The following is a 25,656-nucleotide window of genomic DNA, read 5'->3' on the forward strand; positions in this document are numbered from 1 at the left end:
CGAAGAGGTTGCCGTCTGTGAGCGAACCGATACCGAATTCACCCTTGCGAGTGACAGGAGGGGTCCGAGGGGCCCAGTCCTCCGGCCATCCGCACCGGACCGGGCCCTTCCGGTTGACGCTCCGTCAGTAGCGGTAGAAGCCCTCGCCGCTCTTGCGGCCGAGCGCGCCCGCGTCGACCATGCGCCGCATGAGCTCCGGCGGGGCGAACTTCTCGTCCTGGGACTCGGTGTAGATGTTGTCGGCGGCGTGCAGCAGGATGTCGACGCCGGTGAGGTCGGCGGTCGCCAGCGGACCCATCGCGTGGCCGAAACCGAGCTTGCAGGCGATGTCGATGTCCTCGGCCGTGGCGACGCCCGACTCGTAGAGCTTGGTGGCCTCGACGACGAGCGCCGCGATCAGCCGGGTGGTGACGAAGCCGGCCACGTCCCGGTTGACGACGATGGTCGTCTTGCCGATCTCCTCGGCGAAGGCCTTGGCGCGCGCCAGGGTCGCGTCGCCGGTCTTGTAGCCGCGGACCAGCTCGCACAGCTGCATGAGCGGGACCGGCGAGAAGAAGTGGGTGCCGACCACGCTCTCCGGGCGCTCCGTCACCGCCGCGATCTTGGTGATCGGGATGGCGGAGGTGTTGGAGGCCAGCACCGCGTCCGCCTTGGCGATCTTGTCCAGCGCGCGGAAGATCTCCTGCTTGACCTCGATCTTCTCGAAGACGGCCTCGACGACGATGTCGGCGTCGGCGGCCGCGTCCAGGTCGGTGGTGGTGGTGATGCGCGCGAGCGCGGCGGCCGCGTCCTGCGCGGTGAGCTTCCCCTTGGCGACGAACTTCTCGTAGGACGCCTCGATCCCGCCCTTGCCCCTGGCCAGCGCCTCGACCGTGATGTCACGCAGGACGACCTCGTAACCCGCCTGTGCGGACACCTGCGCGATGCCGGAGCCCATCAGGCCGGCTCCGATGACGGCGAGCTTCTTCGCCACGGCACACACCTATCTTCTCGATGCTGTTGCCGGGACCTTAACGTCGCTTCACAGCGGAGCGCAGCAGGAAGAGAGGCGGGTCACCCTGTGTCCTTCGTCGCACAGTTGAGGGCCCCGGCGCCCAGTTGCAGGCGAACCGCGTCCAGTTTGACCGGGACCGCCCCCGGAGTCCGCATCCGCCTCCCGCGCCTCGGGCCCGTCGCGGGGCGCGCCCCGGGCGCTGCCTGACTACGCTCGACACATGGTCAATCTGACGCGCATCTACACGCGGACCGGGGACGACGGCACCACCGCCCTCGGCGACATGAGCCGTACGGCCAAGACCGACAGCCGCATCTCGGCCTACGCGGACGCCAATGAGGCGAACGCGGCGATCGGCGTGGCGATCGCCCTCGGCGCGCTCCCGCAAGAGGTCGTGACCGTCCTCGTACGGGTCCAGAACGACCTCTTCGACGTCGGCGCCGACCTCGCGACGCCCGTCGTCCCCGACCCCAAGTACCCGCCGCTGCGCGTCGAGCAGACCTACGTGGACCGGCTGGAGGCGGACTGCGACCGCTTCCTGGAGGAACTGGAGAAGCTGCGCAGCTTCATCCTGCCGGGCGGCACCCCGGGCGCCGCGCTGCTCCACCAGGCGTGCACGGTCGTCCGCCGCGCCGAGCGGTCCACGTGGACCGCGCTGGAGGAGCACGGCGAGACGATGAACCCGCTCACCGCCACCTACCTCAACCGGCTGTCCGACCTGCTGTTCATCCTGGCCCGTACGGCCAACAAGGAGGTCGGCGACGTGTTGTGGGTGCCCGGCGAGAACCGCTGACCGCGCCCGCTCAGGTGCGCGGCGAGGCGGCCGGCCCCCGCTTGGGCCGGAGCGTGTAGCTCGCCGCGACGACCGCGTGGATCCCGGTCGTCGCCGCCATCCGCACCTGCCACTCCCGCAGGGCGGCCGTGCGTCCGGCGTCCGCAACGAGCCAGACGGCCAGTTGCAGCAGGGCGGCCGCGACCGCGGCGGACACCGCGGTACGGCCGAGGAGCCGCCACTCGTGCAGGGCCCGGGCCCTGCCGTACCTCGGTGCCGGCGGCGGCTCGGGGCCCCCCGCGAAGCGGTGCGCGAAGCGTGCGTCGGCCCAGCGGACGACGCCGTGGCCGTAGCCGGCGGAGAAGCCGACGTACGCGGCGGCCAGGCCGTGCCGGGCGGCGGCCGTGCCACCGTCGCGCAGGTCGGCCACCGCCGCGGCCAGCAGCACCAGGTCCACCAGGGGCACGCACACCAGCAGCGCCGCGCCGGCCCGGGGCCGGCGCAGCAGGTAGCGCACCGCGAGCCCGGCGCCGAGCAGCACCCAGAAGGCGATCTCGCACCCGGCGATCAGGGTCACCAACATGCCGCAAGGCTCCCCCGCGGCCGCGGTGGGGCGCGTCGTCGGCGCTGATGAGACCCGGCTGCATCCTTCGGTGTACGCACCGGGTCCGACCACCGGCCGACGCGCACCGTCCGCGCCGCGTGCTGGGATGGGCCCATGACGACCAACGCCGCCCGGCGCCCGCCGCGGGACGACGTGCTGATCGCCGTGTCGGGACTCACGGGCGGCCTCGCGATGTGGGCGTTCGGGCTGTACACCCACTCCGGGAACCATCCGGCGGGCGACCACCGCTGGCTGCCGCTGCTCCCGCTGGTGGTCATGGCCGGGTGCGAACTGCTGCGGCGGACCGCGCCCCGCGTCGCGATCGTCCTCGGCGTGCTCACCTTCTGCGCGGATTTCGTGATCGGCTCGCTGCTGGTGACCGTGCTGATGTTCACCGACCTCGTGTACGCCGCCGTCCTGTACGGGCCGAAGCGGCTGACCCGGGTCGTGCCCGTCGTCAGCGTGCTCTGCACGGCCGCGCTCACCGCCACCGCCGTGGCGGTGCACCCGGTCGCCGAGTCCCTGCTGATCGGTGTGGTCGGTGCCCTGGTCTCGGTCGCCCCCGCCTGGACCGGCGTGGTCGTGCGGCGGCACCGCGACGAGGCCGCCCACGAACGGCTGCGCGCCGAGCAGACCGCGCTCCTCGCGGAGCTGGACCGCCGGGAGGCGGTGGGCCGCGAACGGGCCCGAATGGCCCGCGAACTGCACGACATGGTGGCGGGCCACCTCTCCGCGATCGCCATCCACTCCACCGCCGCACTGTCCCTGGACCGCCACGAGGGCCCGGCCCGCGAGGCGCTGGCAGTGATCCGCGAGAACAGCGTCGAGGGCCTGTCCGAGATGCGCCGGCTGATCGGGCTGCTGCGCGACTCGGCGGGCGAGGACGGGGAACCGGCCCCCGTCCCGCGGCTGGCCGGCCTGGACGCGCTCCTGGAGCAGATGCGCGCGGCGGCCCCGCACTCGGCCTTCGTACTGCGCGACGGGCGCCCCGAGGGCGCCGCCGCGCTGCCCGCGCCCGTGGAGCTGGCGGCCTACCGGATCGTGCAGGAGTCCTTGACCAACGTCCTGAAGCACGCGGCGCCCGGTGAGGTGCCCGTCCTGCTGGAGCAGGAGGGCGAGGCGCTGACGGTGACCGTGGCGAGCCCCTGCCGGATCGGCGGCCCGGGGCACCGGCCGGACCCCCGGGCCCCCGGCTCCGGCAGCGGCCTGATCGGGATGCGGGAACGCGCCGAGCTGCTGGGCGGCACCTTCGAGGCGGGCCGGGAGGGCACGACATGGCGGGTACGGGCGGTACTGCCCATGAAGGGGAACGCATGATCCGGGTGGTCGTCGCCGAGGACCAGGCCGCGGTACGCGCGGGGCTGGTGCTGATCCTGGGCTCGGTGCCGGACATCGAGGTGGTCGGCGAGGCAGCCGATGGGGAGGCCGCGGTCCGCGTCGCCCGCGAGCTGCACCCGGACGTGATCCTCATGGACCTCCAGATGCCCCGGCTGGACGGGGTCGCCGCGACCCGGGAGATCGTCGCGGAGCGACTGGCGGAGGTGCTCGTCCTCACCACCTTCGACCTGGACGAGTACGTCTTCGGGGCGCTGCGGGCGGGCGCCGCGGGATTCCTGCTGAAGGACACCGAGGCGGACCGGCTGATCGAGGGCGTACGGCTGGTGGCCCGCGGCGAGGGGATGATCGCGCCCGCGGTGACCCGCCGGCTGATCGGCGAGTTCGCCCGCCCCCGGCCGCGTCCGGCGGCCGACCACGCCGTGCTCGGCGCGCTGACGCCACGGGAGCGGGAGGTGCTGGTCTGCGTGGGCGAGGGCCTGTCCAACGCGGAGATCGCGGTGCGGCTGGAGATGGCGGAGGCGACGGCGAAGACGCACGTCAGCCGCATGCTGGCCAAGCTGGAGCTGCGCAGCCGCGTGCAGGCCGCGGTGCTGGCGCAGGAATGGGGGCTGTCGGTACGGCCGTAGGGCCGGCGGGACCGGACAGCGCTTGTCAGGCCACGTCGACCCTCCCCCAGACTTCGTCCGGGGGGACCCCCAACCAGCGGGGAGGCGGAACCAGACCTCAGGCCACGTTGACCCTCCCCCAGACTTCGTCCGGGGGGACCCCCAACCAGCGGGGAGGCGGAACCAGACCTCAGGCCACGTTGACCCGCTGGCCGGGAGGGGCGGCCTCGAGCCAGGCGAGGAAGCCGGTGAGGGCGTCGTCGCTCATGGCGAGTTCCAGACGGGTGCCGCGGTGCTCGCAGACCAGGATCACGGAGTCGGAGAGGAGCGCCAGTTCCTCCTGCCCCTCCGGGACGCGGCGGTGCAGCACCTCGATGGCGGAGCGTTCCAGCACCCGGCGCGGCCGGGGCGCGTACGAGAAGACCCGGAACCACTCGATCCGGTCACCGCTGTAGCGGGCCACGCCGTACGCCCAGCCCTTGCCGGAGGGTTCGCCGGCCCCGGTGGGCGGCATCCGCAGGCTGCAGTCGAACGTGCCGCCGGGCCGCTGGATCAGCCGGCGCCGCAGCCCGAAGACGAACAGCCCCAGCAGCGCCACCGCCACCAGGGCCCCGCACACCTGAAAAGCGAGGATCACGCCCACCGACCTCCTCGCTCCGTGTCACGAATAGGGATACTGCAGCCGCGGGACACCCTCACGGGCCTCCCGCGGCTCATGGCCCGGTGGGCCGGGTGCTCAGCGCGACCCGCTGGTCGCGGCGATCAGCCGGACCTCGGCGCGGCGCTCACTGGCGGCGTCGGCGTCGGCCTTCGCACGCTCCAGAGCCCGCTCCGCACGCTGGACGTCGATCTCGTCGGCGAGCTCGGCGATCTCCGCGAGCACCGACAGCTTGTTGTCCGCGAAGGAGATGAAACCGCCGTGCACCGCGGCGACGACGGTGCCGCCCTCGCTGGTGCGGATCGTCACCGGACCGGACTGGAGCACGCCCAGCAGCGGCTCGTGGTTCGGCATGACGCCGATGTCGCCGGACTCGGTGCGTGCGACGACAAGTGTGGCCTCGCCGGACCAGACACTGCGGTCCGCTGCGACCAGCTCGACGTGCAGCTCAGCCAAGATGGCTCCTCGGGTCGGCACCCACCGCCGTCCGGCGGGTGCATAAAACAAAGGATAACGGGGGTGCGGCAAGGGGGCGGACACAGGGTCCGCCCCCTGCCACGGTGAGCCGTCAGGCGACGGGCGTCAGCTGACGCCGAGCTCGCGGGCGTTGCGCTCGAGGTCCTCGATGCCACCGCACATGAAGAACGCCTGCTCAGGGAAGTGGTCGTACTTTCCGTCGGCGATGGCGTTGAACGCGGAGATCGACTCGTCCAGCGGGACGTCGGAGCCGTCGATGCCGGTGAACTGCTTCGCCGCGTGGGTGTTCTGCGACAGGAAGCGCTCGATGCGGCGGGCGCGGTGGACGGTGAGCTTGTCCTCCTCGCCCAGCTCGTCGATACCGAGGATCGCGATGATGTCCTGGAGGTCCTTGTACTTCTGCAGGATCCCCTTGACGCGCATGGCGCACTCGTAGTGGTCCGCCGCGATGTAGCGGGGGTCCAGGATGCGGGACGTCGAGTCCAGCGGGTCCACCGCCGGGTAGATGCCCTTCTCCGAGATCGGACGGGACAGAACGGTCGTCGCGTCCAGGTGGGCGAAGGTGGTCGCCGGCGCCGGGTCGGTCAGGTCGTCCGCGGGGACGTAGATCGCCTGCATCGAGGTGATCGAGTGACCACGGGTCGAGGTGATGCGCTCCTGGAGGAGGCCCATCTCGTCCGCGAGGTTCGGCTGGTAACCCACCGCGGAGGGCATGCGGCCGAGCAGCGTGGAGACCTCGGAACCGGCCTGGGTGAAGCGGAAGATGTTGTCGATGAAGAACAGCACGTCCTGCTTCTGCACATCGCGGAAGTACTCCGCCATGGTCAGACCGGCCAGCGCCACGCGCAGACGGGTGCCCGGGGGCTCGTCCATCTGGCCGAAGACCAGGGCGGTCTTGTCCAGGACGCCGGACTCCTCCATCTCCTGGATCAGGTCGTTGCCCTCACGGGTGCGCTCGCCGACGCCGGCGAACACGGAAACGCCCTCGTGCAGCTTCGCCACACGCATGATCATTTCCTGGATGAGGACGGTCTTGCCGACACCGGCGCCGCCGAACAGACCGATCTTGCCGCCCTTGACGTACGGGGTCAGCAGGTCGACGACCTTCAGGCCGGTCTCGAACATCTCGGTCTTGGACTCGAGGTCCTCGAACTTGGGCGCCTTGCGGTGGATCGTCCAGCGCTCGCCGACGTTGGCGTTCTCCTCGGGGACGTTCAGCACCTCACCGAGGGTGTTGAACACCTTGCCCTTGGTGAAGTCGCCGACGGGGACGGTGATGCCCGTGCCCGTGTCGGTCACCGAGGCCTGGCGGACCAGACCGTCGGTGGGCTGCATCGAGATCGCGCGGACCACGCCGTCGCCCAGGTGCTGGGCGACCTCGAGGGTCAGCGTCTTCTTCTTGCCGGCCTCGGCCGGGTCGGCGACCTCGACGGTGAGGGCGTTGTAGATCTCCGGCATGGCGTCGACGGGGAACTCCACGTCGACGACCGGGCCGATGACCCGGGCGACGCGGCCCGTGGCAGCGGCCGTCTCAACAGTGGTGGTCATGATTAGTCACTCCCCGCAGACGCGTCGGCCAGGGCGCTGGAGCCACCGACGATCTCGCTGATTTCCTGGGTGATTTCGGCCTGGCGGGCCTGGTTGGCAAGCCGCGTGAGCGTCTTGATGAGCTCCTCGGCGTTGTCGGTCGCCGACTTCATCGCGCGGCGGCGGGCGGCGTGCTCGGAAGCGGCACCCTGCAGCAGCGCGTTGTAGATCCGGCTCTCGACGTACCGCGGCAGCAGTGCGTCCAGGACGCCCTCAGCCGACGGCTCGAAGTCGTACAGGGGGAGGATCTCCCCCTCCTTGCGGGCCTCGCCACCGGTGGCGTCGGCGAGCGAGAGCGGCAGCAGCCGCTTCTCCACCGGCGCCTGCGTCAGCATCGACACGAACTCCGTGAAGATGATGTGCAGCTCGTCCACGCCGCCCTCGGCGGTGTCCTTGAGGACCACCTCGATCAGCGGGTCGGCGACCGACTTGGCGTCCGCGTACGTCGGCTTGTCGGTGAACCCGGTCCACGAGTCCTCGATCGCGCGCTCACGGAAGCCGTAGTACGCCACGCCCTTGCGGCCGACGATGTAGTGGACGACCTCCTTGCCCTCCGAGCGCAGCTGCTCGGTGAGCCGGTCGGCGGCCTTGATCGCGTTGGACGAGTAGCCGCCGGCCAGACCGCGGTCGCTCGTGATGAGCAGCACCGCGGCGCGCGTCGGGTTCTCGGTCTCCGTGGTCAGCGGGTGGTTCGTGTTCGAACCGGTCGCGACCGCGGCCACCGCGCGGGTGAGTTCGTCGGCGTACGGGGACGAGGCGTGGACCTGGCGCTGGGCCTTGACGATCCGGGACGCGGAGATCATCTCCATCGCCTTCGTGATCTTCTTGGTCGCGGTGACGGACTTGATGCGGCGCTTGTATACCCGAAGCTGGGCGCCCATGCTCAGCCCTCACCCAGCAGCTTGCCGTCCGAGGTCTCGAACTGCTTCTTGAACTCCGCGACCGCGTCGGTCAGGGCCTCGACCGTGTCGTCGCCGAGCTTGCCGGTCTCGGCGATGCTCAGCAGGAGGTCCTTCTTCTCGCGGCGGAGGTAGTCCAGCAGCTCGCGCTCGAAGCGGCGGATGTCCTCGACGGGCACGTCGTCCAGCTTGCCGGTGGTGCCGGCCCAGATGGAGACGACCTGGTCCTCGATCGGGAACGGGGCGTACTGGCCCTGCTTCAGCAGCTCGACCATGCGCTTGCCGCGCTCCAGCTGCGCCTTGGAGGCCGCGTCCAGGTCGGAACCGAAGGCGGCGAACGCCTCCAGCTCGCGGTACTGGGCGAGGTCCACGCGCAGTCGGCCGGCGACCGACTTCATGGCCTTGATCTGCGCCGAGCCACCGACTCGGGAGACCGAGATACCGACGTTCAGCGCCGGGCGCTGGCCCGCGTTGAACAGGTCGGACTCCAGGAAGCACTGGCCGTCGGTGATCGAGATGACGTTGGTCGGGATGAACGCCGAGACGTCGTTGGCCTTGGTCTCGACGACCGGCAGACCGGTCATCGAGCCGGCGCCCAGCTCGTCGGAGAGCTTGGCGCAGCGCTCCAGCAGGCGGGAGTGCAGGTAGAAGACGTCACCCGGGTAGGCCTCACGGCCCGGCGGGCGGCGCAGCAGCAGGGAGACGGCGCGGTAGGCGTCGGCCTGCTTGGACAGGTCGTCGAAGACGATCAGGACGTGCTTGCCGTCGTACATCCAGTGCTGGCCGATGGCCGAGCCGGTGTACGGGGCGAGGTACTTGAAGCCGGCCGGGTCGGACGCCGGGGCCGCCACGATCGTGGTGTACTCCAGGGCGCCGGCCTCCTCCAGCGCGGCGCGCACGCCGGCGATGGTGGAGCCCTTCTGGCCGATGGCGACGTAGATGCAGCGGACCTGCTTCTTGGGGTCGCCGGAACGCCAGTTGTCACGCTGGTTGATGATCGTGTCGATCGCCAGGGCGGTCTTGCCGGTCTGGCGGTCGCCGATGATCAGCTGACGCTGACCGCGGCCGATCGGGGTCATCGCGTCGACGGCCTTGAGGCCGGTCTGCATCGGCTCGTGCACGGACTTACGGGCCATGACGCCGGGAGCCTGGAGCTCCAGGGCGCGGCGGCCGTCGGTCTCGATCTCGCCGAGGCCGTCGATCGGGTTGCCGAGCGGGTCGACGACGCGACCCAGGTATCCCTCGCCGACCGCGACGGAGAGCACCTCACCGGTGCGCTGCACCGGCTGGCCCTCCTCGATGCCGCTGAACTCGCCGAGGACGATCGCACCGATCTCGCGCTCCTCGAGGTTGAGGGCGAGACCGAGGGTGCCGTCCTCGAACTTCAGCAGCTCGTTCGCCATGACCGAGGGCAGACCCTCGACCTTGGCGATACCGTCGCCGGCCAGGCTGACCGTTCCGACCTCCTCGCGCGAGGCCGCGTCCGGCTTGTACGACTGGACGAAGTTCTCCAGCGCGTCCCGGATCTCCTCCGGCCGGATCGTGAGCTCCGCCATCTGGGTTCCCTGCTCTCCTTGTTGGGCCCGAAGTATTCGCTACGGCCCAACTCGGGCCGCTGGTACTGCTCTTTGAGTTGGTGGCTGGTTCAGCCGGCCATCCGCCGACTCGCCTCTTCGAGGCGGTCCGCGATGGTCCCGTCGATGACCTCGTCGCCGACCCGAACCGAGATGCCGCCGCGGACCGCGGGGTCCACGTCGAGGTTCAGGTGCACCTGCCGGCCGTAGATCGTGGCCAGCGCGGCGCCGAGGCGCTGCTTCTGCCGGTCGCTCAGCGGAACCGCCGAGACCACGACCGCAACCGTGCGGTTACGGCGCGCCGCCGCCAGCTTGGACAGGGCGTCGATCCCTGCCTCCAGGCTACGGCCTCGCGGGTGGGTCACGAGACGGACCACGATCCGCTCGGTGACCGGGTTGGCGCGGCCGCCCAGCAGCGAGTGCAGCAGGGCCGCCTTCGCCTGGGTCCCCGCGGCACGGTCGGTCAGCGCCGCCCGCAGCTCGCTGCTGCCGGAGACGATGCGGCCGAAGCGGAACAGCTCGTCCTCGACGTCGTCGAGGACGCCCGCACGCTCCGCGGCGATCAGGTCGGCGCCGTAGGACAGCTCCTCCAGCGCGTCGGTCAGATCACGCGACTGCGACCAGCGGCTGCGGACCATGCCCGCGACCAGGTCGGACGTCTCGCCGCCGATCTGCCCGCCGAGGACCGCCTGCGCCAGGCCCGCCTTGGCCTCTCCCGGCTGCGCGGGGTCGGTCAAGGCGCGGCGCAGCGAACCCTCGCGGTCGAGCAGCCCCGTGACGGCGGCCAGCTCCTCGGCGAGCTTCGCCGCGTCGACGGACGTGTTGTCCGCCAGCGCGTCGAGGCGCTCGCGCGCGGTGGCCAGTGCCTCGCGGCTCGCTCCGTTCATCGCGCGGCCTCGGCCTTCTCCTCGAGCTCGTCGAGGAAGCGGTCGATCACGCGGCTCTGGCGGGCGGTGTCCTCGAGGGACTCACCGACGATCTTGCCGGCCAGGTCGGTGGCGAGCTTGCCGACGTCCTGGCGCAGGGCGTGCGCGGCGGACCGGCGGTCGGCCTCGATCTGGGCGTGACCGGCGGCGATGATCTCCTCACGCTGCCGCTGGCCTTCCGCGCGCATCTCGGCGATGAGCGCGGCGCCCTGCTCCTGCGCCTCCTGGCGCAGACGCGCGGCCTCGTGGCGGGCCTCGGAGAGCGACTGCTTGTACTCCTCGAGGGTCCGCTGAGCCTCGGCCTGTGCGGCCTCGGCCTTCTCCATGCCGCCCTCGATGGCCTCGCGCCGCTCGTCCAGAACCTTGTTGATGTTCGGGAGGAGCTTCTTGGCGAGGAAGAAGAAGACGATGGCGAAGGCGATGAGACCGATGACGAGCTCTGGGATCGGCGGGATGAGGGGGTTCTCCGCCTCCTCGGCCGCCAGCTGTGCCAGGGCGTTCACATCAGTGCCTTCCGTCGAAAGGGGTTGGTCTCGTCAGCCCGGACTCAGGAGGTCGGGTAGACGAACGGCATGACCAGACCGATCAGCGCGAGCGCCTCACAGAAGGCGAAGCCGAGGATCTGGTTGGCGCGGATCAGGCCGGCGGCCTCGGGCTGGCGGGCGAGGGCCTGCGTACCGTTGCCGAAGATGATGCCGATGCCGACGCCGGGGCCGATGGCCGCGAGGCCGTAGCCGATGGAGCCCAGGTTGCCGAGGATCTGGGTGGCGGCGAGGTTCACAGCGGACATGCTGTTTCTTCCTTCTCTTTCACGGACCGGTGGGGGTTGGCCACCGGACAATCGGGGGGCTGTGCGTCGCGCGGGTGCTCAGTGGTGCTCGGCGAGCGCGCCCTGGACGTAGGAGCAGGCCAGCAGCACGAAGACGTACGCCTGGACGGCCTGGATGAAGAGCTCGAAGGCGGTCATCACGATGACCATCACGAACGAGACACCGGCGTAGGCGATGCCGATCCCGTTGAGCAGGTACCAGCTGGCGATGGTGAACAGCAGCAGCAGGACGTGACCCGCGAACATGTTGGCGAACAGTCGCACCGCGTGCGTGAACGGCCGGACGATCACGTTGGAGAGGAACTCCAGGCCGACGACCATCGGCAGCACCGCGCCGAGGTTCTTGTCGTAGCCGGTGATGTTCTTCCAGCCGCCGACGAAGCCGTGCTTCTTGAAGGTCAGCGACATCCACGTGACGTAGACGATCGCGGCCAGCGCGGCCGGGTAGCTGATGATCGCCGTGACGGGGAACTGGGCGATCGGCACGATCGACCACAGGTTCATGATCCAGACGAAGAAGAACAGCGCCACCATGAAGGGCACGTACTTCTCGCCGTCACGCTTGCCGATCGTCTCGTAGACGATCCCGCGGCGCACGAAGTCGTAGCCGGCCTCGGCGACCATCTGCAGCTTGCCGGGGACGATCTTCGGCTTGGCGAAGGCAGCCCAGAAGAAGCCGACGATCACGATGCTGCCCAGCAGCGCCAGCAGCATCGTCTTGTTGAAGTAGGCGCTGCTGTCCGCGTCGCCGATCAACGGCTTGAAGAGGAAGGAGTGCAGGCCGGGGGCCGGGAAGCCGCACCCGTCGAAGATGTGGCAGTTCGTCTCGAAGGCGAGCGTCGTTACATCACTCACCGAGAGCTCCTTCAGCGTGACGCATAGGTACGGCAACCTCTACGTGTCGGCGCGGCACGTGGCCACGGAACGGCACTGGACTGGTCTTACGGATGTGGGGGCGGCGGGTGGGCGCTGAGCCGAAGGGCTGTTGCGAAGGCATGACTGCCACCCGCGCCAGCTCTGCCGCAGTTGAGACCGGACGATAGCAAACGAGCGGAAGTTCGCCCGCACCGGCCCTGCTGTTCACGACGGAGTTCCGGCGGATCCGGGCTCCACGTACAGCATCTTGGTCTTCATATGAGCACGGGCCTGGGCGGCGATCCACACCAGGGTCGTACCGAGCAGGGTGAAGGCGAACACCTGGGTGTCGAACAGCGTCGTGTGCTTGAACACGGCCAGCACGATGGCCAGGAGCAGCAGCTGCACGGTGTAGAGCATCAGGCCCATCGCCTGGAACAGCGTGGGATAGGAACGGGCGGTGCGCTGAAGCACCGTCAGACCGATTCCCATGAACACGATCACCACCACCGCGCCGAAGCCCGCGCCGATCGCGCCCTTGCCGCCCGCGAGCATGCCTGACACAGCCACCGCGATCACCCCCGCGGCAGCGGCGGGCACGGCGCAGTTCAGGAGCGTTCGGACGTCGTTGGACTGCATGGCGGCAGCTCCTCCGGCGAGGTTGGGGTACAGGGGTCGTCGAGGACGAGGGTAGCCCGGCTGCGAGGACATGCCTCACGCCGGAAGACCATCGCACTAGGGTCTTTCGGCTTGATTCCGGGTTCTCGTGAACGGTATCACAAACTATTTGATGAGGTCTTTACCCGGTTCGTGTGTGACCTGTCACACGGAAGGAGTAACCGTCGTGGCGCCTACCTGACGCCGCACCACGGCTGTGCTACGGCGCGGCCGGCCTACGGACGGGTGCCCGCGCCCCGTCCGGCGTCCACCAGGGACCGTGCACTGAGCGCGGTCGCGCCGTTGACGCCGGGGGCCTCCCCCGCGGCGATCGTGGCCGCCGCGGCGGCGTGCGCCGCCTGCGCCGCCTCCACCCGGGTACGGCGGTAGCGCGGCGGGACGAACGCCTCGGCCCAGCGCGGGGCCCGGGGCCGGAAGCGCGGCATGAGCAGGGCGATCAGTCCCATGGCGCTCAGCATCACGATGCCCAGGACGATCCACAGGCTGGAGGAGTTGACCGAGAAGGCGACCGCGCCGAAGGAGATCAGCGCGGACCAGAAGTACATGATCCACACGGCCCGGCTGTGCGAGTGGCCGATGTCCAGCAGCCGGTGGTGGAGGTGGCCGCGGTCGGCGGCGAACGGCGACTGCCCGTTCCAGGTGCGGCGCACGATGGCCAGCACCAGGTCGGCCGCCGGGATCGCGATGAGCGTCAGCGGCAGCAGCAGCGGCATGTAGACCGGCACCATGAAGTGCGTGGTGTCCCGGGTCGAGCCGGTGAGGTTGGTGATGGCGTCGGGGTCGGTCTGGCCGGTGATGGAGATCGCGCCGGAGGCCAGCACCAGGCCGATCAGCATCGAGCCCGAGTCACCCATGAAGATCCGCGCGGGGTGGAAGTTGTGCGGAAGGAAGCCCAGGCACATCCCGATGAGGATCGCGCTGAACAGCGTCGCCGGGGCGGCGGCCTCGATGCCGTATCCGTACCAGATGCGGTAGGCGTACATGAAGAACGCGATCGCGGCGATGCACACCATTCCGGACGCGAGTCCGTCGAGTCCGTCGACGAAGTTCACCGCGTTGATCGTGATCACGACCAGGGCCACGGTCAGCAGGGTCGACTGCACCGGTGTGAGCGCGACGATGCCCTTGCCCGGGATCGGCAGCCACAGCACGGTCAGACCCTGCAGCACCATCACGCCGGCCGCGATCATCTGCGCGCCCAGCTTGATCAGCGCGTCCACGCCCCACTTGTCGTCCAGCACGCCCAGCAGCCAGATCAGCCCGGCGCCGGAGAGCAGTGCCCGTGGCTCGTTGGAGAGCTCGAAGACGCTCTTGAGGTTGGTCAGGTGGGCCGCCACCAGCAGGCCCGCGCACAGACCGCCGAACATGGCGATGCCGCCGAGGCGTGGCGTGGGTTCGCGGTGGACGTCACGATCACGGATCTCGGGCATGGCGCCCGCCGCGATGGCGAACTTCCGCACCGGCCCCGTGAGGAGGTAGGTCACGGCGGCTGCCACGCAGAGGGTCAAGAGGTACTCGCGCACGGCCACACCCTATTCGCGTCCGGGTGGCGACTGTAAACACAGACGAAGACTCACAGCGGGTACCCAGGGTTGCACACACCACTCCCGGGGTCGGCCCGCGCCCCCTGTGAAGCGCGTCTCAGCCGGGGTACGGAGGGAAGCCCTCGACCAGTTCCGCGACCTCGCCCGCCAGTCCCCGCTCCTCCCGCAGCGCCCGCACGATCAGGTCCGCGACCTGCGGCATCTGCTCCTCGCCCATCCCCTGGGTGGTCACCGACGCGGTGCCCAGACGGATGCCGGAACCGGCCGCGCAGGGCTCCGTGTCGTACGGCAGCGTGTACTTGTCCAGCACGATCCCGGCGGCCGCGCACAGCCCGCGGGCGCGCATCCCGGTGACCCCCAGGGCCGAGACGTCGGCGGCGATCAGGTGCGTGTCCGTGCCGCCGGTGGCGATGCGCAGGCCGCGCGCGGCGAGCGCCCCGGCGAGCGTGCGGGCGTTGGCGACGACCTGGTGCGCGTAGAGCGCGAACTCCGGCCGCGCCGCCTCCGCGAGGGCCACCGCCTTCGCCGCGACGGCGTGCATGTGGGGGCCGCCCTGCGAGAACGGGAAGACCGCCCGGTCGATGCGCCGGGCCAGGTCCGCGCCGCACAGGACCAGCCCGCCGCGCGGGCCGCGGAGCGTCTTGTGCGTGGTGGCGCACACCACGTCCGCGTACGGCACCGGGTTGGGGGCGGCCCCGCCGGCGACCAGGCCGAGCGTGTGCGCGGCGTCCACGATCAGGTACGCGCCGACGTCGTCCGCGATCTCCCGGAAGACGGCGTAGTCGATGTGCCGGGGGTAGGCGATGCCGCCGCAGACGATCGCCTTCGGGCGGTGGCGGTGGGCCAGGACCCGCAACTGCTCGTAGTCGATCAGGCCGCCCTCCTCGAAGGTTTCGCCCCGCGTCACCCCGTAGCCGGCGAAGCGGAACCAGCGGCCGGAGAAGTTCGACTCGGATCCGTGGGTGAGGTGGCCGCCGTGGGCCAGCGACATCGCCAGGACGGTGTCACCGGGGACCAGGAGGGCCGCGTAGGCGGCCAGCACGGCCGAGGAGCCGGAGTAGGGCTGCACGTTCGCGTGCGCGGCTCCGAACAACCGTGTGGCCCTTTCGACGGCCAGCCGCTCGGCCAGGTCCACCAGCTCGCACCCGGCGTGGTGGCGGTGACCGGGGTAGCCCTCGGCGTACTTGTTGGCGAGCGGCGAGCCGAGCGCCGTCAGGACGGCCGGGGAGGTGAAGTTCTCGCCGGCGATCAACTGCAGGCACGAGGCCTGCCGCTGGGCCTCCCCGAGGAGGATGTCGGCCAGCTCGGGGTCATGGGCGCGCAGCTCGTCGAAGCCGCGGCCCCAGGCCGGGAGCGTGGGGGTGACTATGTGGGGTGAAGACGCTTCCGCGGTGGGCATGGCGGCGCTCCCGGGGGCGGCTGGGAAGGTTCTCACCTGCCACTGTTGCACCCTTCCGGACATTTCGCGCCGCGTTGTGCTCCACCGGGGGCCGGGTTTCCGCCAGGGGCCGCGCCGCCGTGCCGCGGCAGCCGCCCCGAGGGCCACGTGCGTCGTGCTGAAACCTTCCGCCCGGGGCGGTCAGGCGGTGGGCGCCGGCATCCCGGTGAGCGCGGTCAGGACGGGGTCCAGCGCGTCGTGGATCTCCTCGCCGATGCTGCGGAAGAACGTCAGCGGGGCGCCGTACGGGTCGTACACCTCGTCCGCGTCGGGGGTGGGCGCCAGCAGCCACCCGCGCAGGGCCGCCGCGGCGCGCACCAGGGACCGCGCGCGCTCGGTCACGCTGCCCTCCGGCAGCGTCGCCGGGTCTATCGCCTTCACCAGCCGGGTGAACTCCTTGAGCGTGAAGGTGCGCAGCCCCGCCGCGTGCCCCATGGAGATCACCTGGGCGCGGTGGTCGCGGGTCGCGGTCAGAACGAGGTCGGCGTCGATCACGTGGTCGTCGAGGAGTTCGCGGCCGAGGAACCCCGTGGGGTCGGCGGCGTACTCCGCGAGCACCGTGGCGGCGTGCGCCTCCATCGGCGAGCCCTCGTGCCCCCAGGTGCCGGCGCTCTCCACGACGATCCCCGCGGCGCCGTCACCGAGCCGCAGCGTCAGCTCGTGCCGGGTCAGCCGCTCGGCCATGGGCGAGCGGCAGACGTTGCCGGTGCAGACGTGGAGGATGCGGAACGGGCGCTCGCCGTGATCCCACTGCCCGGGTATGGGCGGTGTCAATTGCCGACCTCCAGGTCGGGGACGACCTCACGGAGCTGCTCCGCGCTGATCGCGCCCGCCCGCAGCAGGACGGGCACCTTGCCGGTGACGTCCACGATCGAGGACGGTACGGCCGCGGGCGTCGGGCCGCCGTCGAGGTAGATCGCGACGGAGTCGCCGAGCATCTCCTGCGCCGCGTCGCAGTCCTGCGGGGAGGGGTGACCGGTCAGGTTGGCGCTGGAGACGGCCATCGGGCCGGTCTCGGTCAGCAGTTCGATGGCGACCGGGTGCAGCGGCATGCGGACGGCCACGGTGCCGCGGGTGTCCCCCAGGTCCCACTGGAGCGACGGCTGGTGACGGGCGACGAGGGTGAGGGCGCCCGGCCAGAAGGCGTCGACCAGCTCCCAGGCCTGCTCGCTGAAGTCGGTGACCAGGCCGTGCAGGGTGTTCGGGGAGCCGACCAGGACGGGCGAGGGCATGTTGCGGCCCCGGCCCTTGGCCTCCAGCAGGTCGCCGACGGCCTCGGTGTTGAACGCGTCCGCGCCGATCCCGTAGACGGTGTCGGTGGGCAGCACCACGAGCTCGCCGCGGCGTACGGCGGACGCGGCCTCGCGCAGTCCGGCAACCCGGTCCGTCGCGTCCGAGCAGTCGTAACGCCGTGCCATCAGCAGACCTCCATGACGTGTGGCGCCGTGGTCACGGCGTCGCCTTGCGGGCAGTGGTGAACCGGGGACGGTTGTTGAGGTCGGGGTGGTCGGCGGCGTCCGCCCAGCCGGCCTCCTCGGTGAAGATCCAGGGCACCTGGCCGCCCTGGGTGTCGGCGTGCTCGATGACGACGACCCCGCCCGGCCGCAGCAGCCGGTGCGCGGTGCGCTCGATGCCGCGGATGGTGTCCAGGCCGTCCTCACCGGAGAACAACGCCATCTCGGGGTCGTGGTCGCGGGCCTCCGGCGCCACGTGCTCCCACTCGGTGAGCGGGATGTACGGCGGGTTGGAGATCACCAGGTCCACCTGGCCGTTGAGGTCCTGGAAGGCCTCCAGGGCGTTGCCCTGCCGCAGGTCGACCTTGCTGCCCTCGACGTTCTTGCGGGCCCACACCAGCGCCTCGTCGGACAGCTCCACCGCGTGCACCCGGCTGCGCGGCACCTCCTGAGCCAGGGCGAGCGCGATGGCGCCCGAACCGGTGCACAGGTCGACGATGAGCGGCTCGGCGACGTCCATGGCGCGCACGGCGTCTATGGCCCACCCGACGACCGACTCGGTCTCCGGGCGGGGCACGAAGACCCCGGGGCCCACCTGGAGCTCCAGGTACCGGAAGAACGCGCGGCCCGTGATGTGCTGCAGCGGCTCGCGGGCCTCACGGCGGGCCACGGCCTCCCAGTAGCGCGCGTCGAAGTCGGCGTCCGCGACGGTGTGCAGCGCGCCGCGCTTCACCCCGTGCACGTACGCCGCGAGCTCCTCGGCGTCGAACCGCGGCGAGGGAACGCCGGCGTCGGCCAGCCGCTGGGTCGCCTGGGCGACCTCGGCGAGCAGCAGGTTCACGTTCTCCGCCTCCGGTTCAGCTTCCGTCGCCCGCGGCAGCCAGCTTGGCGGCCGAGTCGGCGTCGACGCAGGCCTGGATCACCGCGTCCAGTTCCCCGTCGAGGACCTGGTCCAAGTTGTACGCCTTGAAGCCGACGCGGTGGTCGGAGATGCGGTTCTCCGGGAAGTTGTAGGTGCGGATGCGCTCGCTGCGGTCCACCGTCCGCACCTGGCTGCGGCGGGCGTCGGAGGCCTCGCGCTCGGCCTCCTCCTGCGCGGCGGCCAGCAACCGGGAGCGCAGGATGCGCATCGCCGACTCCTTGTTCTGCAGCTGGCTCTTCTCGTTCTGGCAGGAGACGACCAGCCCGGAGGGCAGGTGGGTGATGCGCACCGCGGAGTCGGTGGTGTTGACCGACTGGCCGCCGGGGCCCGAGGAGCGGTAGACGTCGATCCGCAGGTCGTTGGCGTTGACCTCGACCTCGACCTCGTCGGCCTCGGGGGTCACCAGCACACCGGCGGCGGAGGTGTGGATCCGGCCCTGCGACTCGGTGGCCGGCACGCGCTGGACGCGGTGCACGCCCCCCTCGTACTTCAGCCGGGCCCAGACGCCCTGGCCGGGCTCGGTGGCACCGTTGCCGCCCTTGGTCTTCACCGCGACCTGGACGTCCTTGTAGCCGCCGAGGTCGGAGGCGTTGGCGTCGATGATCTCGGTCTTCCAGCCCTGGCGCTCGGCGTAGCGCAGGTACATGCGCAGGAGGTCGCCGGCGAACAGCGCGGACTCCTCGCCGCCCTCGCCCGCCTTGACCTCCAGGATCACGTCCTTGTCGTCGCTGGGGTCACGCGGGACGAGCAGCAGCCGCAGGCGCTCGGTGAGCTCCTCGCGCTGCTTCTCCAGCTCCTTCACCTCGGCGGCGAAGTCGGGGTCGTCCGCGGCCAGTTCGCGCGCGGTGCCGATGTCCTCGCCGGTCTGCTTCCAGCCGCGGTAGGTGCCGATGATGGGGGTCAGCTCCGCGTAGCGCTTGTTGAGCTTGCGCGCGTTGGCCTGGTCGGCGAAGACCGCCGGGTCGGCAAGCTTCTTCTCGAGGTCGGCGTACTCGCCGATCAGTTCCTCGACCGCCTCGAACATCAGGATCCCTGCTTCTGGAAGGGGTGAACGCCGGTGTACCAGCCTGGGACGACAAAGCGCCGGTCCGGCCGCCGGAGGATATCCGGGCAGCCGTGGACCGGCGCTTTCGGGTCGCTACTTCTTGGCGGACCCGGCCGCCTTGCCGAAGCGGGCCTCGAAGCGGGCCACGCGGCCACCGGTGTCGAGGATCTTCTGCTTGCCCGTGTAGAACGGGTGGCACGCGGAGCACACGTCGGCGCGGATGACGCCCTCGGTGACGGTGCTGCGGGTGGTGAACGAGTTGCCGCAGGTGCAGCTGACCTGCGTCTCCACGTACTCCGGGTGGATGTCGCGCTTCAAGGGATTCTCCTAGTGTTCGGGAGGGTCCCGGGTCGTGCTGCGGGCTTGCGTCACGTGAACCGGGGCCGACGTACCAGTCTGCCAGCACTGGCCGCATCTGCCCAAACCGGGGTCCGCGGCGATCTATTCCGATCCCGTCGCGGACGGCTGCGAGGAGCTCCTGACCACACCGTTCGTGTCGACGTCATCACCCGCCGAGCCCTTCGTGGCGGACCTGGGGATCGGCTTGTCGGCCCGTAGCGCGGCCCAGACCTGCTCGGCCTGGTCGGGGATCGGCAGGACGCGGTTGGGGTCGGCGGGGTCGTAGCGCACCGGCATGGTGACCATGTTGATGTCCTTGGAGCCCAGGTCCTTCAGGCTCTCCCCGAGGCCGACCAGCTTCTTCACCGACGCCAGCTCCGAGTCGGTGGTGATGGCGCCGGTGGCGGTGTCGGCGATCTCGTAGAGCCGGGTCGGCGAGCTCAGCAGCCCGATGCTGTTCACCCGGTCCACCAGGGCGCTGAGGAAGGCCTGCTGCAGCCTTATCCGGCCCAGGTCGCTGCCGTCCCCCACCCCGTGACGGGTGCGGACCAGGCCGAGGGCCTGCTTGCCGTCGAGGTGGTGCGTGCCGGCCGGCAGGTGCAGATGGCTCCGGTTGTCGCTGATGGCCTGGCTGGTGGTGACGGTGACGCCGCCGAGGGCGTCGATGAGGTGCTGGAAGCCGGAGAAGTCGACCTCGATGTAGTGGTCCATGCGGATGCCGGTCATCGTCTCGGCCGTCTTGACCGCGCAGGCCGGGCCGCCGATCGAGTACGCCTCGTTGAACATCTCGCCCCGGCGGGGCGGGGCCGTGCCGCCGCCGGGCTCGGCACACGCCGGGCGGTCGACGAGGGTGTCGCGGGGGATGCTCACCACGCTCGCCCGGTGGTGCCCCTGGTAGACGTGGACGATCATCGCGGTGTCGGAGCGGGCGGTGCCGTCGTCCTGGCCGCCGCCGGCCTTCTGGTTGCTGCCGGAGCGGGAGTCGGAGCCGAGGACGAGGATGTCCATCGAGCCGTTGTCGACGTCGGCCGGCCGGTCGCGTCCGAGGAGGGCGTTGATGTCGATGCCCCTGATGTTGCCGTTGAGCTTGAGGTAGAGGCAGCCGACGGCGGTGGTGGCCAGCAGGAGGAACGTCGCCACGACCCAGGCGGTGATCCGCAGGGCCCGTCGGCGGGGGCTGCGCCGGCGTCGCCGGGCGGCTCGTCCGTCGTCCGCGTGATCGGCCATCGGCTCCTCTGTCCTGATCGGCTCCTCATGGTTGGGGTACCCGTTCCCGTGCCCGATCAGGCACGGGAGAGGTGCCCGCACAGGGCAATGACAGCGGGTCCGGGAGCGCCCCGCCTCGGGACGCGCCGGATCCGCCGCAGGTGAGAGCCATCCGGTCGGTGCCGCGGGCGGGCACGAGCGGCCGCGCACGAGCGGCCGGGGACGACGGAAGGCCGGTCCCGTCACCGAAGTGACGGGACCGGCCTCCTGGGCCGTGCCGACGCCGGGGCGTCAGTCGTTGTTGCCGCCCGGGGTGGTCTTGGCGATCTGCATCAGGAACTCGGCGTTGGACTTGGTCTGCTTCATCTTGTCCAGCAGCAGCTCGATCGCCTGCTGCGAGTCGAGCGCGTGCAGCACCCGGCGCAGCTTCCAGACGATGTTCAGCTCGTCCGGAGCCAGCAGGATCTCCTCCTTGCGGGTGCCGGACGGGTCGACGTCCACCGCGGGGAAGATCCGCTTGTCGGCGAGCTTCCGGTCGAGCTTGAGCTCCATGTTGCCGGTGCCCTTGAACTCCTCGAAGATCACCTCGTCCATGCGCGAGCCGGTCTCGACCAGCGCGGTGGCCAGGATGGTCAGCGAGCCGCCGTCCTCGATGTTGCGCGCGGCACCGAAGAAGCGCTTCGGCGGGTACAGCGCGGTCGAGTCGACACCACCGGACAGGATGCGGCCGGAGGCGGGCGCCGCGAGGTTGTACGCGCGGCCCAGACGGGTGATGGAGTCCAGCAGGACGACGACGTCGTGGCCCAGCTCCACCAGCCGCTTGGCGCGCTCGATGGCGAGCTCGGCGACGGTGGTGTGGTCCTCGGCGGGACGGTCGAAGGTCGAGGAGATGACCTCGCCCTTCACCGACCGCTGCATGTCGGTGACCTCTTCCGGACGCTCGTCGACGAGGACGACCATCAGGTGGCACTCGGGGTTGTTGCGGGTGATCGCGTTGGCGATGGCCTGCATGATGATCGTCTTACCGGTCTTCGGCGGGGCCACGATCAGGCCGCGCTGGCCCTTTCCGATCGGGGCGACCAGGTCGATGATCCGGGTGATCAGCTGGCCGGGCTCGTTCTCCAGCCGCAGCCGCTCCTGCGGGTACAGCGGGGTGAGCTTGCCGAACTCCGGACGGCCGCGGCCGCTCTCCGGCGCCATGCCGTTGACGGAGTCCAGGCGCACCAGGGCGTTGAACTTCTCGCGGCGCTCGCCGTCCTTCGGCTGCCGGACGGCACCGGTGACGTGGTCACCCTTGCGCAGGCCGTTCTTGCGGACCTGGGCGAGCGAGACGTACACGTCGTTCGGGCCGGGCAGGTAGCCCGAGGTCCGGATGAACGCGTAGTTGTCGAGGATGTCGAGGATGCCCGCGACCGGGATCAGGACGTCGTCGTCGGCGACCTGCGGCTCACCCGCGAAGTCGTCGCGGCGGTTGCCGCCCCGCCCGCGGCGGTCGCGGTAACGGCCCCGGCGCCGGCGGCCGCTGCCGTCGAACTCGTCGTCGTCCTGGTGGCCGCCGCCCTGCGGACCGCCGCCCTGCTGCTGGCCCTGGGGGCCGCCGCCCTGCTGCTGACGCTGCTGGCCGCCGTCCTCGCCGCCCTTGCGGCGGTCGCGCTGACGGTCCCGCTGACGGTCGCGGCGGCTCTCGCGGCGCTCGTCGCCGCCCTTGGCGTCGCCGGACCTGCCCTCGGCGCTGTCCACGGCGGCCTCGGCACGGCCCTCGGCGGACTGCTCGGCCTTGGCGGACTCCGCCTTGGCGGACTCCGCCTTGGCCTTGGCCGCGGGTGCGGTCTTCTCGCCGGCCGGCTGGCCGGGGATCTCGATCTGCTTCGGCTGCTGCTCGGCGCCCTGGTTCCCGGCCTCGGCGGATTCACCCGTACGGGTGCGCGAGGTCGCCCGGCGCTTCGGCTTCTCGGCGGCGGGCGCGCCCTCGGAGGCGGTGGCCTTGGCGCCGCTGCCGGACTGCGCGGCCTTGATGGTCTCGATGAGCTGGCTCTTGCGCATCCGCGCGGTGCCCTTGATGCCGAGACCGGAGGCGAGCTGCTGCAGCTCGGCCAGGACCATGCCGTCAAGACCGGTACCGGCGCGGCGGCGCCGCGCGGCGGGGGCAGTGGCAGCACCGGTGGCAGGCGCGGCAGCATCGGACGCGGCGACAGGGCTGTCTGCGCGTACGCCCATCAGATCGGTGGTGTCGCTCACGAAGGGTCCTTCCCTGGAGCGGACGTCGGCCTGTCTGGCTCGGCGACCGGTCGTGCTGTCCGGATCCGGTCCTTATCACTTACGCCGGACCCGGGGCGGTGGTCCGCCTGATGGCGGAGGAAATGATGTGGAACAAAAAAACACAGTTACCGGCGAGGTGAGAGTCCACTCTCGGGTGAAACGTCACCCGCGCCGTCTCCGGAGCGTGCTCGGCACTGCCCAGGCAGGCTGCCTATGCGGTGTGGGAGGCTCCCGGAAGAATGGGCGGTCCCGATGCGGGACACAAGGCACCGGGACAACAGGTCCAGCAGGCGGGCGCCTGAGTCCACGGGTGCAGCAATGAGATTAACACTACCGGATCCAACAAACATTCCCCCTCTCTACGACCGGCAATCGTGTCACTGCCCCACAGCGAGCGGCAGCACACTCGCCCCCGCCGCGTCGAGGGCCAGGCGGTTCGCCGCCCACCCCTCGGCCGCCAGCCGGGAGACCTTGTCGGCGGTGTCCTCGTCCGCCAGCGCCAGCACCGTGGGTCCCGCACCCGAGATGACAGCGGGGACGCCCTCGGCGCGCAGCCGGTTCACCAGTGCCGTGCTCTCCGGCATCGCGGGCGCCCGGTACTCCTGGTGCAGCCGGTCCTCGGTGGCGGGGAGCAGCAGGTCGGGGCGCCGGGTGAGGGCCTCGACCAGGAGTGCGGCGCGTCCCGCGTTGACCGCGGCGTCCACGTGCGGGACGGTGCGCGGCAGCAACCCCCGGGCGGTCTCGGTCAGCACCGGCCTGCCCGGCACGAAGACCACCGGAACGACCGACTCGCAGGGGTCCATACGGACCGCGTGGGCGGCCCCGCCCTCGGTCCAGGCCAGTGTGAAGCCGCCGAGCAGACAGGCGGCGACGTTGTCCGGGTGGCCCTCGATCTCGTTGGCCAGTTCCAGCAGCGCGGCGTCGTCGAGCTTCTCCTGCCCGCCTATCGTCACCGCGCGGGCGGCCATGATGCCCGCGCAGATGGCGGCGGAGGAGGAACCGAGGCCGCGGCCGTGCGGGATGCGGTTGGCGCACACGACCTCCAGGCCGCGCGGCTGACCGCCGAGCAGGTCGAAGGCGGTGCGCAGGGACCGTACGACCAGGTGGTTCTCGTCGCGGGAGAGCGAGTCGGCGCCTTCGCCGGCGATGTCGACGTGCAGACCGGAGTCGGCCACCCGGACCACGACGTCGTCGTAGAGTCCGAGCGCCAGGCCGAAGGCGTCGAAGCCCGGTCCGAGGTTGGCGCTGGTCGCGGGGACCCGCACTCGGACGGCGGCGGCGCGGAAGGCTGGTCCGGCCATCGTTCGATGACTCTCCTTGTTTCCAGGGCGTTTCTGCCTCGCGATGCCGCGGCATCGTTGCCGTACGGCGGCGAGGACTTGGGGGACCGTACCAAGGGGATCCCGCGAGGAGGATGCCAATGGCATGGGCCAGAACGGCGTGCGGCGGCGCCGGTGTGGGCCAAGCCTATCGAAGGAAGGTTCTCCTGCGACATAGGGCGCACGGACAGCGCGTGATGCGTGTCGCGTGCGGTTCCGTGCGCCCCTGTCGTCCCGTGGGGTCAGAGCAGCCCGAGCCGGTCCGCGGCGGTGTCGGCGTCCACCGGGACCGTGATGGGCTGCGGCGCGCCGGCGACCGCCCAGTCGGGGTCCTTCAGGCCGTTGCCGGTGACGGTGCAGACGATCCGCTGGCCAGGGTCGACCGCGCCCTGCTCGGCGGCCTTCAGCAGCCCGGCGACGCTCGCGGCGGAGGCCGGCTCGACGAAGACGCCCTCCTGCGCGGCGAGCAGCCGGTACGCCGACAGGATCTGACGATCCGTCACCGAGTCGATCAGGCCCCCGGATTCGTCCCGCGCCTCCTCGGCGAACTGCCACGACGCCGGGTTGCCGATCCGGATCGCGGTGGCGATCGTCTGCGGCTGGCGCACCGGGTGGCCCAGCACGATCGGCGCGGCGCCGGCGGCCTGGAAGCCCCACATGCGCGGATTGCGCGTCGACACGCCGTCCGCGCGGTATTCGCGGTAGCCCTTCCAGTAGGCGGTGATGTTCCCGGCGTTGCCGACCGGCAGCACATGGATGTCCGGCGCGTCGCCGAGCGCGTCCACGATCTCGAAGGCGGCGGTCTTCTGGCCCTCGATACGGGCCGGGTTCACCGAATTGACCAGCGCCACCGGGTACTTGTCGGACAGGCCGCGGGCCAGGTCCAGGCAGTCGTCGAAGTTGCCGTCCACCTGAAGGATGCGCGCCCCGTGCACCAGCGCCTGGCCCATCTTGCCCAGCGCGATCTTGCCCTGCGGCACCAGGACGGCGCACACCATCCCGGCCCGCACCGCGTACGCGGCGGCCGAGGCGGAGGTGTTGCCGGTGGAGGCGCAGATGACCGCCTGCGCGCCCTCCTCCTTCGCCTTGGAGATCGCCATGGTCATGCCGCGGTCCTTGAAGGAGCCGGTGGGGTTGGCGCCCTCCACCTTCAGGTACACGTCGCAGCCCGTGCGCTCGGACAGCACCTGGGCGGGGACCAGCGGGGTCCCGCCCTCCAGCAACGTGACCACGGGGGTCGCCGCGCCGACCGGGAGCCGCTCCCGGTACTCCTCGATGAGGCCGCGCCACTGGTGGGTGGCCGGCACGCGGCCGGCAGACACTGCGTTCATCGC

General features: G+C 71.0%; 26 protein-coding genes. 3 read left to right on the forward strand and 23 right to left on the reverse strand.

The window, feature by feature from the left end; genetic code table 11:
- Positions 1-124: 124 nt before the first annotated feature.
- Complete coding sequence (locus ABZ312_RS03055; RefSeq protein ID WP_500358252.1) at positions 125-973, reverse strand: 3-hydroxyacyl-CoA dehydrogenase family protein; 849 nt, start codon at positions 971-973, stop codon at positions 125-127.
- Between the two features lie 241 nt (positions 974-1,214).
- Between ABZ312_RS03055 and ABZ312_RS03060 the strand changes: the two genes are divergently transcribed.
- A complete protein-coding gene (locus ABZ312_RS03060; protein WP_500325338.1) occupies positions 1,215-1,787 on the forward strand; it encodes a cob(I)yrinic acid a,c-diamide adenosyltransferase in 573 nt (190 codons plus the stop codon).
- Positions 1,788-1,797: 10 nt separating this feature from the next.
- On the opposite strand, the gene ABZ312_RS03065 is transcribed toward ABZ312_RS03060, so the two are convergent.
- Positions 1,798-2,349: a hypothetical protein gene (locus tag ABZ312_RS03065; RefSeq protein WP_500358249.1), complete on the reverse strand. Its 552-nt coding sequence runs from the start codon at positions 2,347-2,349 to the stop codon at positions 1,798-1,800.
- A 135-nt stretch (positions 2,350-2,484) separates the two neighbouring features.
- Between ABZ312_RS03065 and ABZ312_RS03070 the strand changes: the two genes are divergently transcribed.
- Positions 2,485-3,687 carry a sensor histidine kinase gene (locus tag ABZ312_RS03070; protein ID WP_500436294.1) on the forward strand — a complete coding sequence of 401 codons (1,203 nt, stop codon included), beginning with the start codon at positions 2,485-2,487 and terminating at the stop codon, positions 3,685-3,687.
- A complete protein-coding gene (locus ABZ312_RS03075; RefSeq protein WP_500325344.1) occupies positions 3,684-4,334 on the forward strand; it encodes a response regulator in 651 nt (216 codons plus the stop codon). Before ABZ312_RS03070 ends, ABZ312_RS03075 begins: the two co-directional genes overlap by 4 nt.
- 169 nt (positions 4,335-4,503) lie before the next feature.
- Here ABZ312_RS03075 and ABZ312_RS03080 read toward each other — a convergent pair whose 3' ends face one another.
- The 21 genes from ABZ312_RS03080 to thrC all read right to left on the reverse strand — a co-directional run bounded on the left by ABZ312_RS03080 (position 4,504) and on the right by thrC (position 25,653).
- The gene (locus ABZ312_RS03080) at positions 4,504-4,950 is read right to left on the reverse strand and encodes a DUF2550 domain-containing protein (RefSeq protein WP_499514041.1); all 447 of its coding nucleotides are present in this window, start codon (positions 4,948-4,950) and stop codon (positions 4,504-4,506) included.
- A gap of 99 nt (positions 4,951-5,049) precedes the next feature.
- A complete protein-coding gene (locus ABZ312_RS03085; RefSeq protein ID WP_499516949.1) occupies positions 5,050-5,430 on the reverse strand; it encodes a F0F1 ATP synthase subunit epsilon in 381 nt (126 codons plus the stop codon).
- Between the two features lie 123 nt (positions 5,431-5,553).
- Positions 5,554-6,996, reverse strand: coding sequence for a F0F1 ATP synthase subunit beta (atpD, locus tag ABZ312_RS03090; RefSeq protein WP_499514040.1), 1,443 nt, complete (start codon positions 6,994-6,996; stop codon positions 5,554-5,556).
- A gap of 2 nt (positions 6,997-6,998) precedes the next feature.
- Entirely contained in the window at positions 6,999-7,916 is a 918-nt protein-coding gene (locus ABZ312_RS03095; RefSeq protein WP_500325346.1) for a F0F1 ATP synthase subunit gamma, read from the reverse strand.
- A gap of 2 nt (positions 7,917-7,918) precedes the next feature.
- Positions 7,919-9,490, reverse strand: coding sequence for a F0F1 ATP synthase subunit alpha (gene atpA, locus ABZ312_RS03100; protein ID WP_431965637.1), 1,572 nt, complete (start codon positions 9,488-9,490; stop codon positions 7,919-7,921).
- 89 nt (positions 9,491-9,579) lie between these two features.
- Complete coding sequence (locus tag ABZ312_RS03105; RefSeq protein WP_500325350.1) at positions 9,580-10,395, reverse strand: F0F1 ATP synthase subunit delta; 816 nt, start codon at positions 10,393-10,395, stop codon at positions 9,580-9,582.
- On the reverse strand, positions 10,392-10,937 hold the full coding sequence (locus tag ABZ312_RS03110) for a F0F1 ATP synthase subunit B (RefSeq protein ID WP_018563526.1): 546 nt from the start codon (positions 10,935-10,937) through the stop codon (positions 10,392-10,394). The genes ABZ312_RS03105 and ABZ312_RS03110 overlap by 4 nt, the downstream gene beginning before the upstream one ends.
- A 44-nt stretch (positions 10,938-10,981) precedes the next feature.
- Positions 10,982-11,224: an ATP synthase F0 subunit C gene (atpE, locus tag ABZ312_RS03115; protein ID WP_018563527.1), complete on the reverse strand. Its 243-nt coding sequence runs from the start codon at positions 11,222-11,224 to the stop codon at positions 10,982-10,984.
- Positions 11,225-11,302: 78 nt separating this feature from the next.
- A complete protein-coding gene (gene atpB, locus ABZ312_RS03120; RefSeq protein ID WP_431965728.1) occupies positions 11,303-12,133 on the reverse strand; it encodes a F0F1 ATP synthase subunit A in 831 nt (276 codons plus the stop codon).
- Between the two features lie 210 nt (positions 12,134-12,343).
- On the reverse strand, positions 12,344-12,757 hold the full coding sequence (locus ABZ312_RS03125) for a Cg1360 family ATP-synthase-associated protein (protein ID WP_499514036.1): 414 nt from the start codon (positions 12,755-12,757) through the stop codon (positions 12,344-12,346).
- A 254-nt stretch (positions 12,758-13,011) separates the two neighbouring features.
- On the reverse strand, positions 13,012-14,319 hold the full coding sequence (locus ABZ312_RS03130) for an MraY family glycosyltransferase (RefSeq protein WP_500325352.1): 1,308 nt from the start codon (positions 14,317-14,319) through the stop codon (positions 13,012-13,014).
- Positions 14,320-14,437: 118 nt separating this feature from the next.
- The gene (gene glyA / locus ABZ312_RS03135; protein ID WP_500325354.1) at positions 14,438-15,739 is read right to left on the reverse strand and encodes a serine hydroxymethyltransferase; all 1,302 of its coding nucleotides are present in this window, start codon (positions 15,737-15,739) and stop codon (positions 14,438-14,440) included.
- Between the two features lie 180 nt (positions 15,740-15,919).
- Complete coding sequence (locus ABZ312_RS03140) at positions 15,920-16,552, reverse strand: arsenate reductase/protein-tyrosine-phosphatase family protein (RefSeq protein ID WP_499514033.1); 633 nt, start codon at positions 16,550-16,552, stop codon at positions 15,920-15,922.
- Positions 16,549-17,196 (reverse strand): L-threonylcarbamoyladenylate synthase, encoded by a 648-nt coding sequence (locus ABZ312_RS03145; protein ID WP_500325356.1) that lies wholly within the window; start codon positions 17,194-17,196, stop codon positions 16,549-16,551. The genes ABZ312_RS03140 and ABZ312_RS03145 overlap by 4 nt, the downstream gene beginning before the upstream one ends.
- Before the next feature lie 31 nt (positions 17,197-17,227).
- The gene (prmC, locus tag ABZ312_RS03150) at positions 17,228-18,073 is read right to left on the reverse strand and encodes a N5-glutamine methyltransferase family protein (RefSeq protein WP_499514031.1); all 846 of its coding nucleotides are present in this window, start codon (positions 18,071-18,073) and stop codon (positions 17,228-17,230) included.
- A 16-nt stretch (positions 18,074-18,089) separates the two neighbouring features.
- Entirely contained in the window at positions 18,090-19,178 is a 1,089-nt protein-coding gene (prfA, locus tag ABZ312_RS03155; protein WP_499514030.1) for a peptide chain release factor 1, read from the reverse strand.
- Between the two features lie 114 nt (positions 19,179-19,292).
- A complete protein-coding gene (rpmE, locus tag ABZ312_RS03160) occupies positions 19,293-19,517 on the reverse strand; it encodes a 50S ribosomal protein L31 (protein ID WP_431965655.1) in 225 nt (74 codons plus the stop codon).
- Between the two features lie 123 nt (positions 19,518-19,640).
- The gene (locus ABZ312_RS03165) at positions 19,641-20,765 is read right to left on the reverse strand and encodes an LCP family protein (RefSeq protein WP_500325359.1); all 1,125 of its coding nucleotides are present in this window, start codon (positions 20,763-20,765) and stop codon (positions 19,641-19,643) included.
- A 270-nt stretch (positions 20,766-21,035) separates the two neighbouring features.
- On the reverse strand, positions 21,036-22,982 hold the full coding sequence (gene rho / locus ABZ312_RS03170) for a transcription termination factor Rho (protein ID WP_500358243.1): 1,947 nt from the start codon (positions 22,980-22,982) through the stop codon (positions 21,036-21,038).
- A gap of 398 nt (positions 22,983-23,380) precedes the next feature.
- Positions 23,381-24,304, reverse strand: coding sequence for a homoserine kinase (gene thrB / locus ABZ312_RS03175; protein ID WP_500325362.1), 924 nt, complete (start codon positions 24,302-24,304; stop codon positions 23,381-23,383).
- Between the two features lie 260 nt (positions 24,305-24,564).
- On the reverse strand, positions 24,565-25,653 hold the full coding sequence (gene thrC, locus ABZ312_RS03180; RefSeq protein ID WP_500325364.1) for a threonine synthase: 1,089 nt from the start codon (positions 25,651-25,653) through the stop codon (positions 24,565-24,567).
- Positions 25,654-25,656 lie beyond the last annotated feature (3 nt).

The sequence above is a fragment of the Streptomyces sp. NPDC006207 genome, from assembly GCF_040613835.1.
Classification (GTDB): domain Bacteria; phylum Actinomycetota; class Actinomycetes; order Streptomycetales; family Streptomycetaceae; genus Actinacidiphila.

Bases quoted from the DNA above. Each gene is read 5' to 3' on its own strand.
- ABZ312_RS03060 (WP_500325338.1), top strand. From the start codon at position 1,215: ATGGTCAATCTGACGCGCATCTACACGCGGACCGGGGACGACGGCACC.
- ABZ312_RS03065 (WP_500358249.1), bottom strand. From the start codon at position 2,349: ATGTTGGTGACCCTGATCGCCGGGTGCGAGATCGCCTTCTGGGTGCTG.
- ABZ312_RS03070 (WP_500436294.1), top strand. From the start codon at position 2,485: ATGACGACCAACGCCGCCCGGCGCCCGCCGCGGGACGACGTGCTGATC.
- ABZ312_RS03075 (WP_500325344.1), top strand. From the start codon at position 3,684: ATGATCCGGGTGGTCGTCGCCGAGGACCAGGCCGCGGTACGCGCGGGG.
- atpD (WP_499514040.1), bottom strand. From the start codon at position 6,996: ATGACCACCACTGTTGAGACGGCCGCTGCCACGGGCCGCGTCGCCCGG.
- ABZ312_RS03095 (WP_500325346.1), bottom strand. From the start codon at position 7,916: ATGGGCGCCCAGCTTCGGGTATACAAGCGCCGCATCAAGTCCGTCACC.
- atpA (WP_431965637.1), bottom strand. From the start codon at position 9,490: ATGGCGGAGCTCACGATCCGGCCGGAGGAGATCCGGGACGCGCTGGAG.
- ABZ312_RS03105 (WP_500325350.1), bottom strand. From the start codon at position 10,395: ATGAACGGAGCGAGCCGCGAGGCACTGGCCACCGCGCGCGAGCGCCTC.
- atpE (WP_018563527.1), bottom strand. From the start codon at position 11,224: ATGTCCGCTGTGAACCTCGCCGCCACCCAGATCCTCGGCAACCTGGGC.
- ABZ312_RS03125 (WP_499514036.1), bottom strand. From the start codon at position 12,757: ATGCAGTCCAACGACGTCCGAACGCTCCTGAACTGCGCCGTGCCCGCC.
- glyA (WP_500325354.1), bottom strand. From the start codon at position 15,739: ATGCCCACCGCGGAAGCGTCTTCACCCCACATAGTCACCCCCACGCTC.
- ABZ312_RS03145 (WP_500325356.1), bottom strand. From the start codon at position 17,196: ATGGCACGGCGTTACGACTGCTCGGACGCGACGGACCGGGTTGCCGGA.
- prfA (WP_499514030.1), bottom strand. From the start codon at position 19,178: ATGTTCGAGGCGGTCGAGGAACTGATCGGCGAGTACGCCGACCTCGAG.
- ABZ312_RS03165 (WP_500325359.1), bottom strand. From the start codon at position 20,765: ATGGCCGATCACGCGGACGACGGACGAGCCGCCCGGCGACGCCGGCGC.
- thrB (WP_500325362.1), bottom strand. From the start codon at position 24,304: ATGGCCGGACCAGCCTTCCGCGCCGCCGCCGTCCGAGTGCGGGTCCCC.
- thrC (WP_500325364.1), bottom strand. From the start codon at position 25,653: ATGAACGCAGTGTCTGCCGGCCGCGTGCCGGCCACCCACCAGTGGCGC.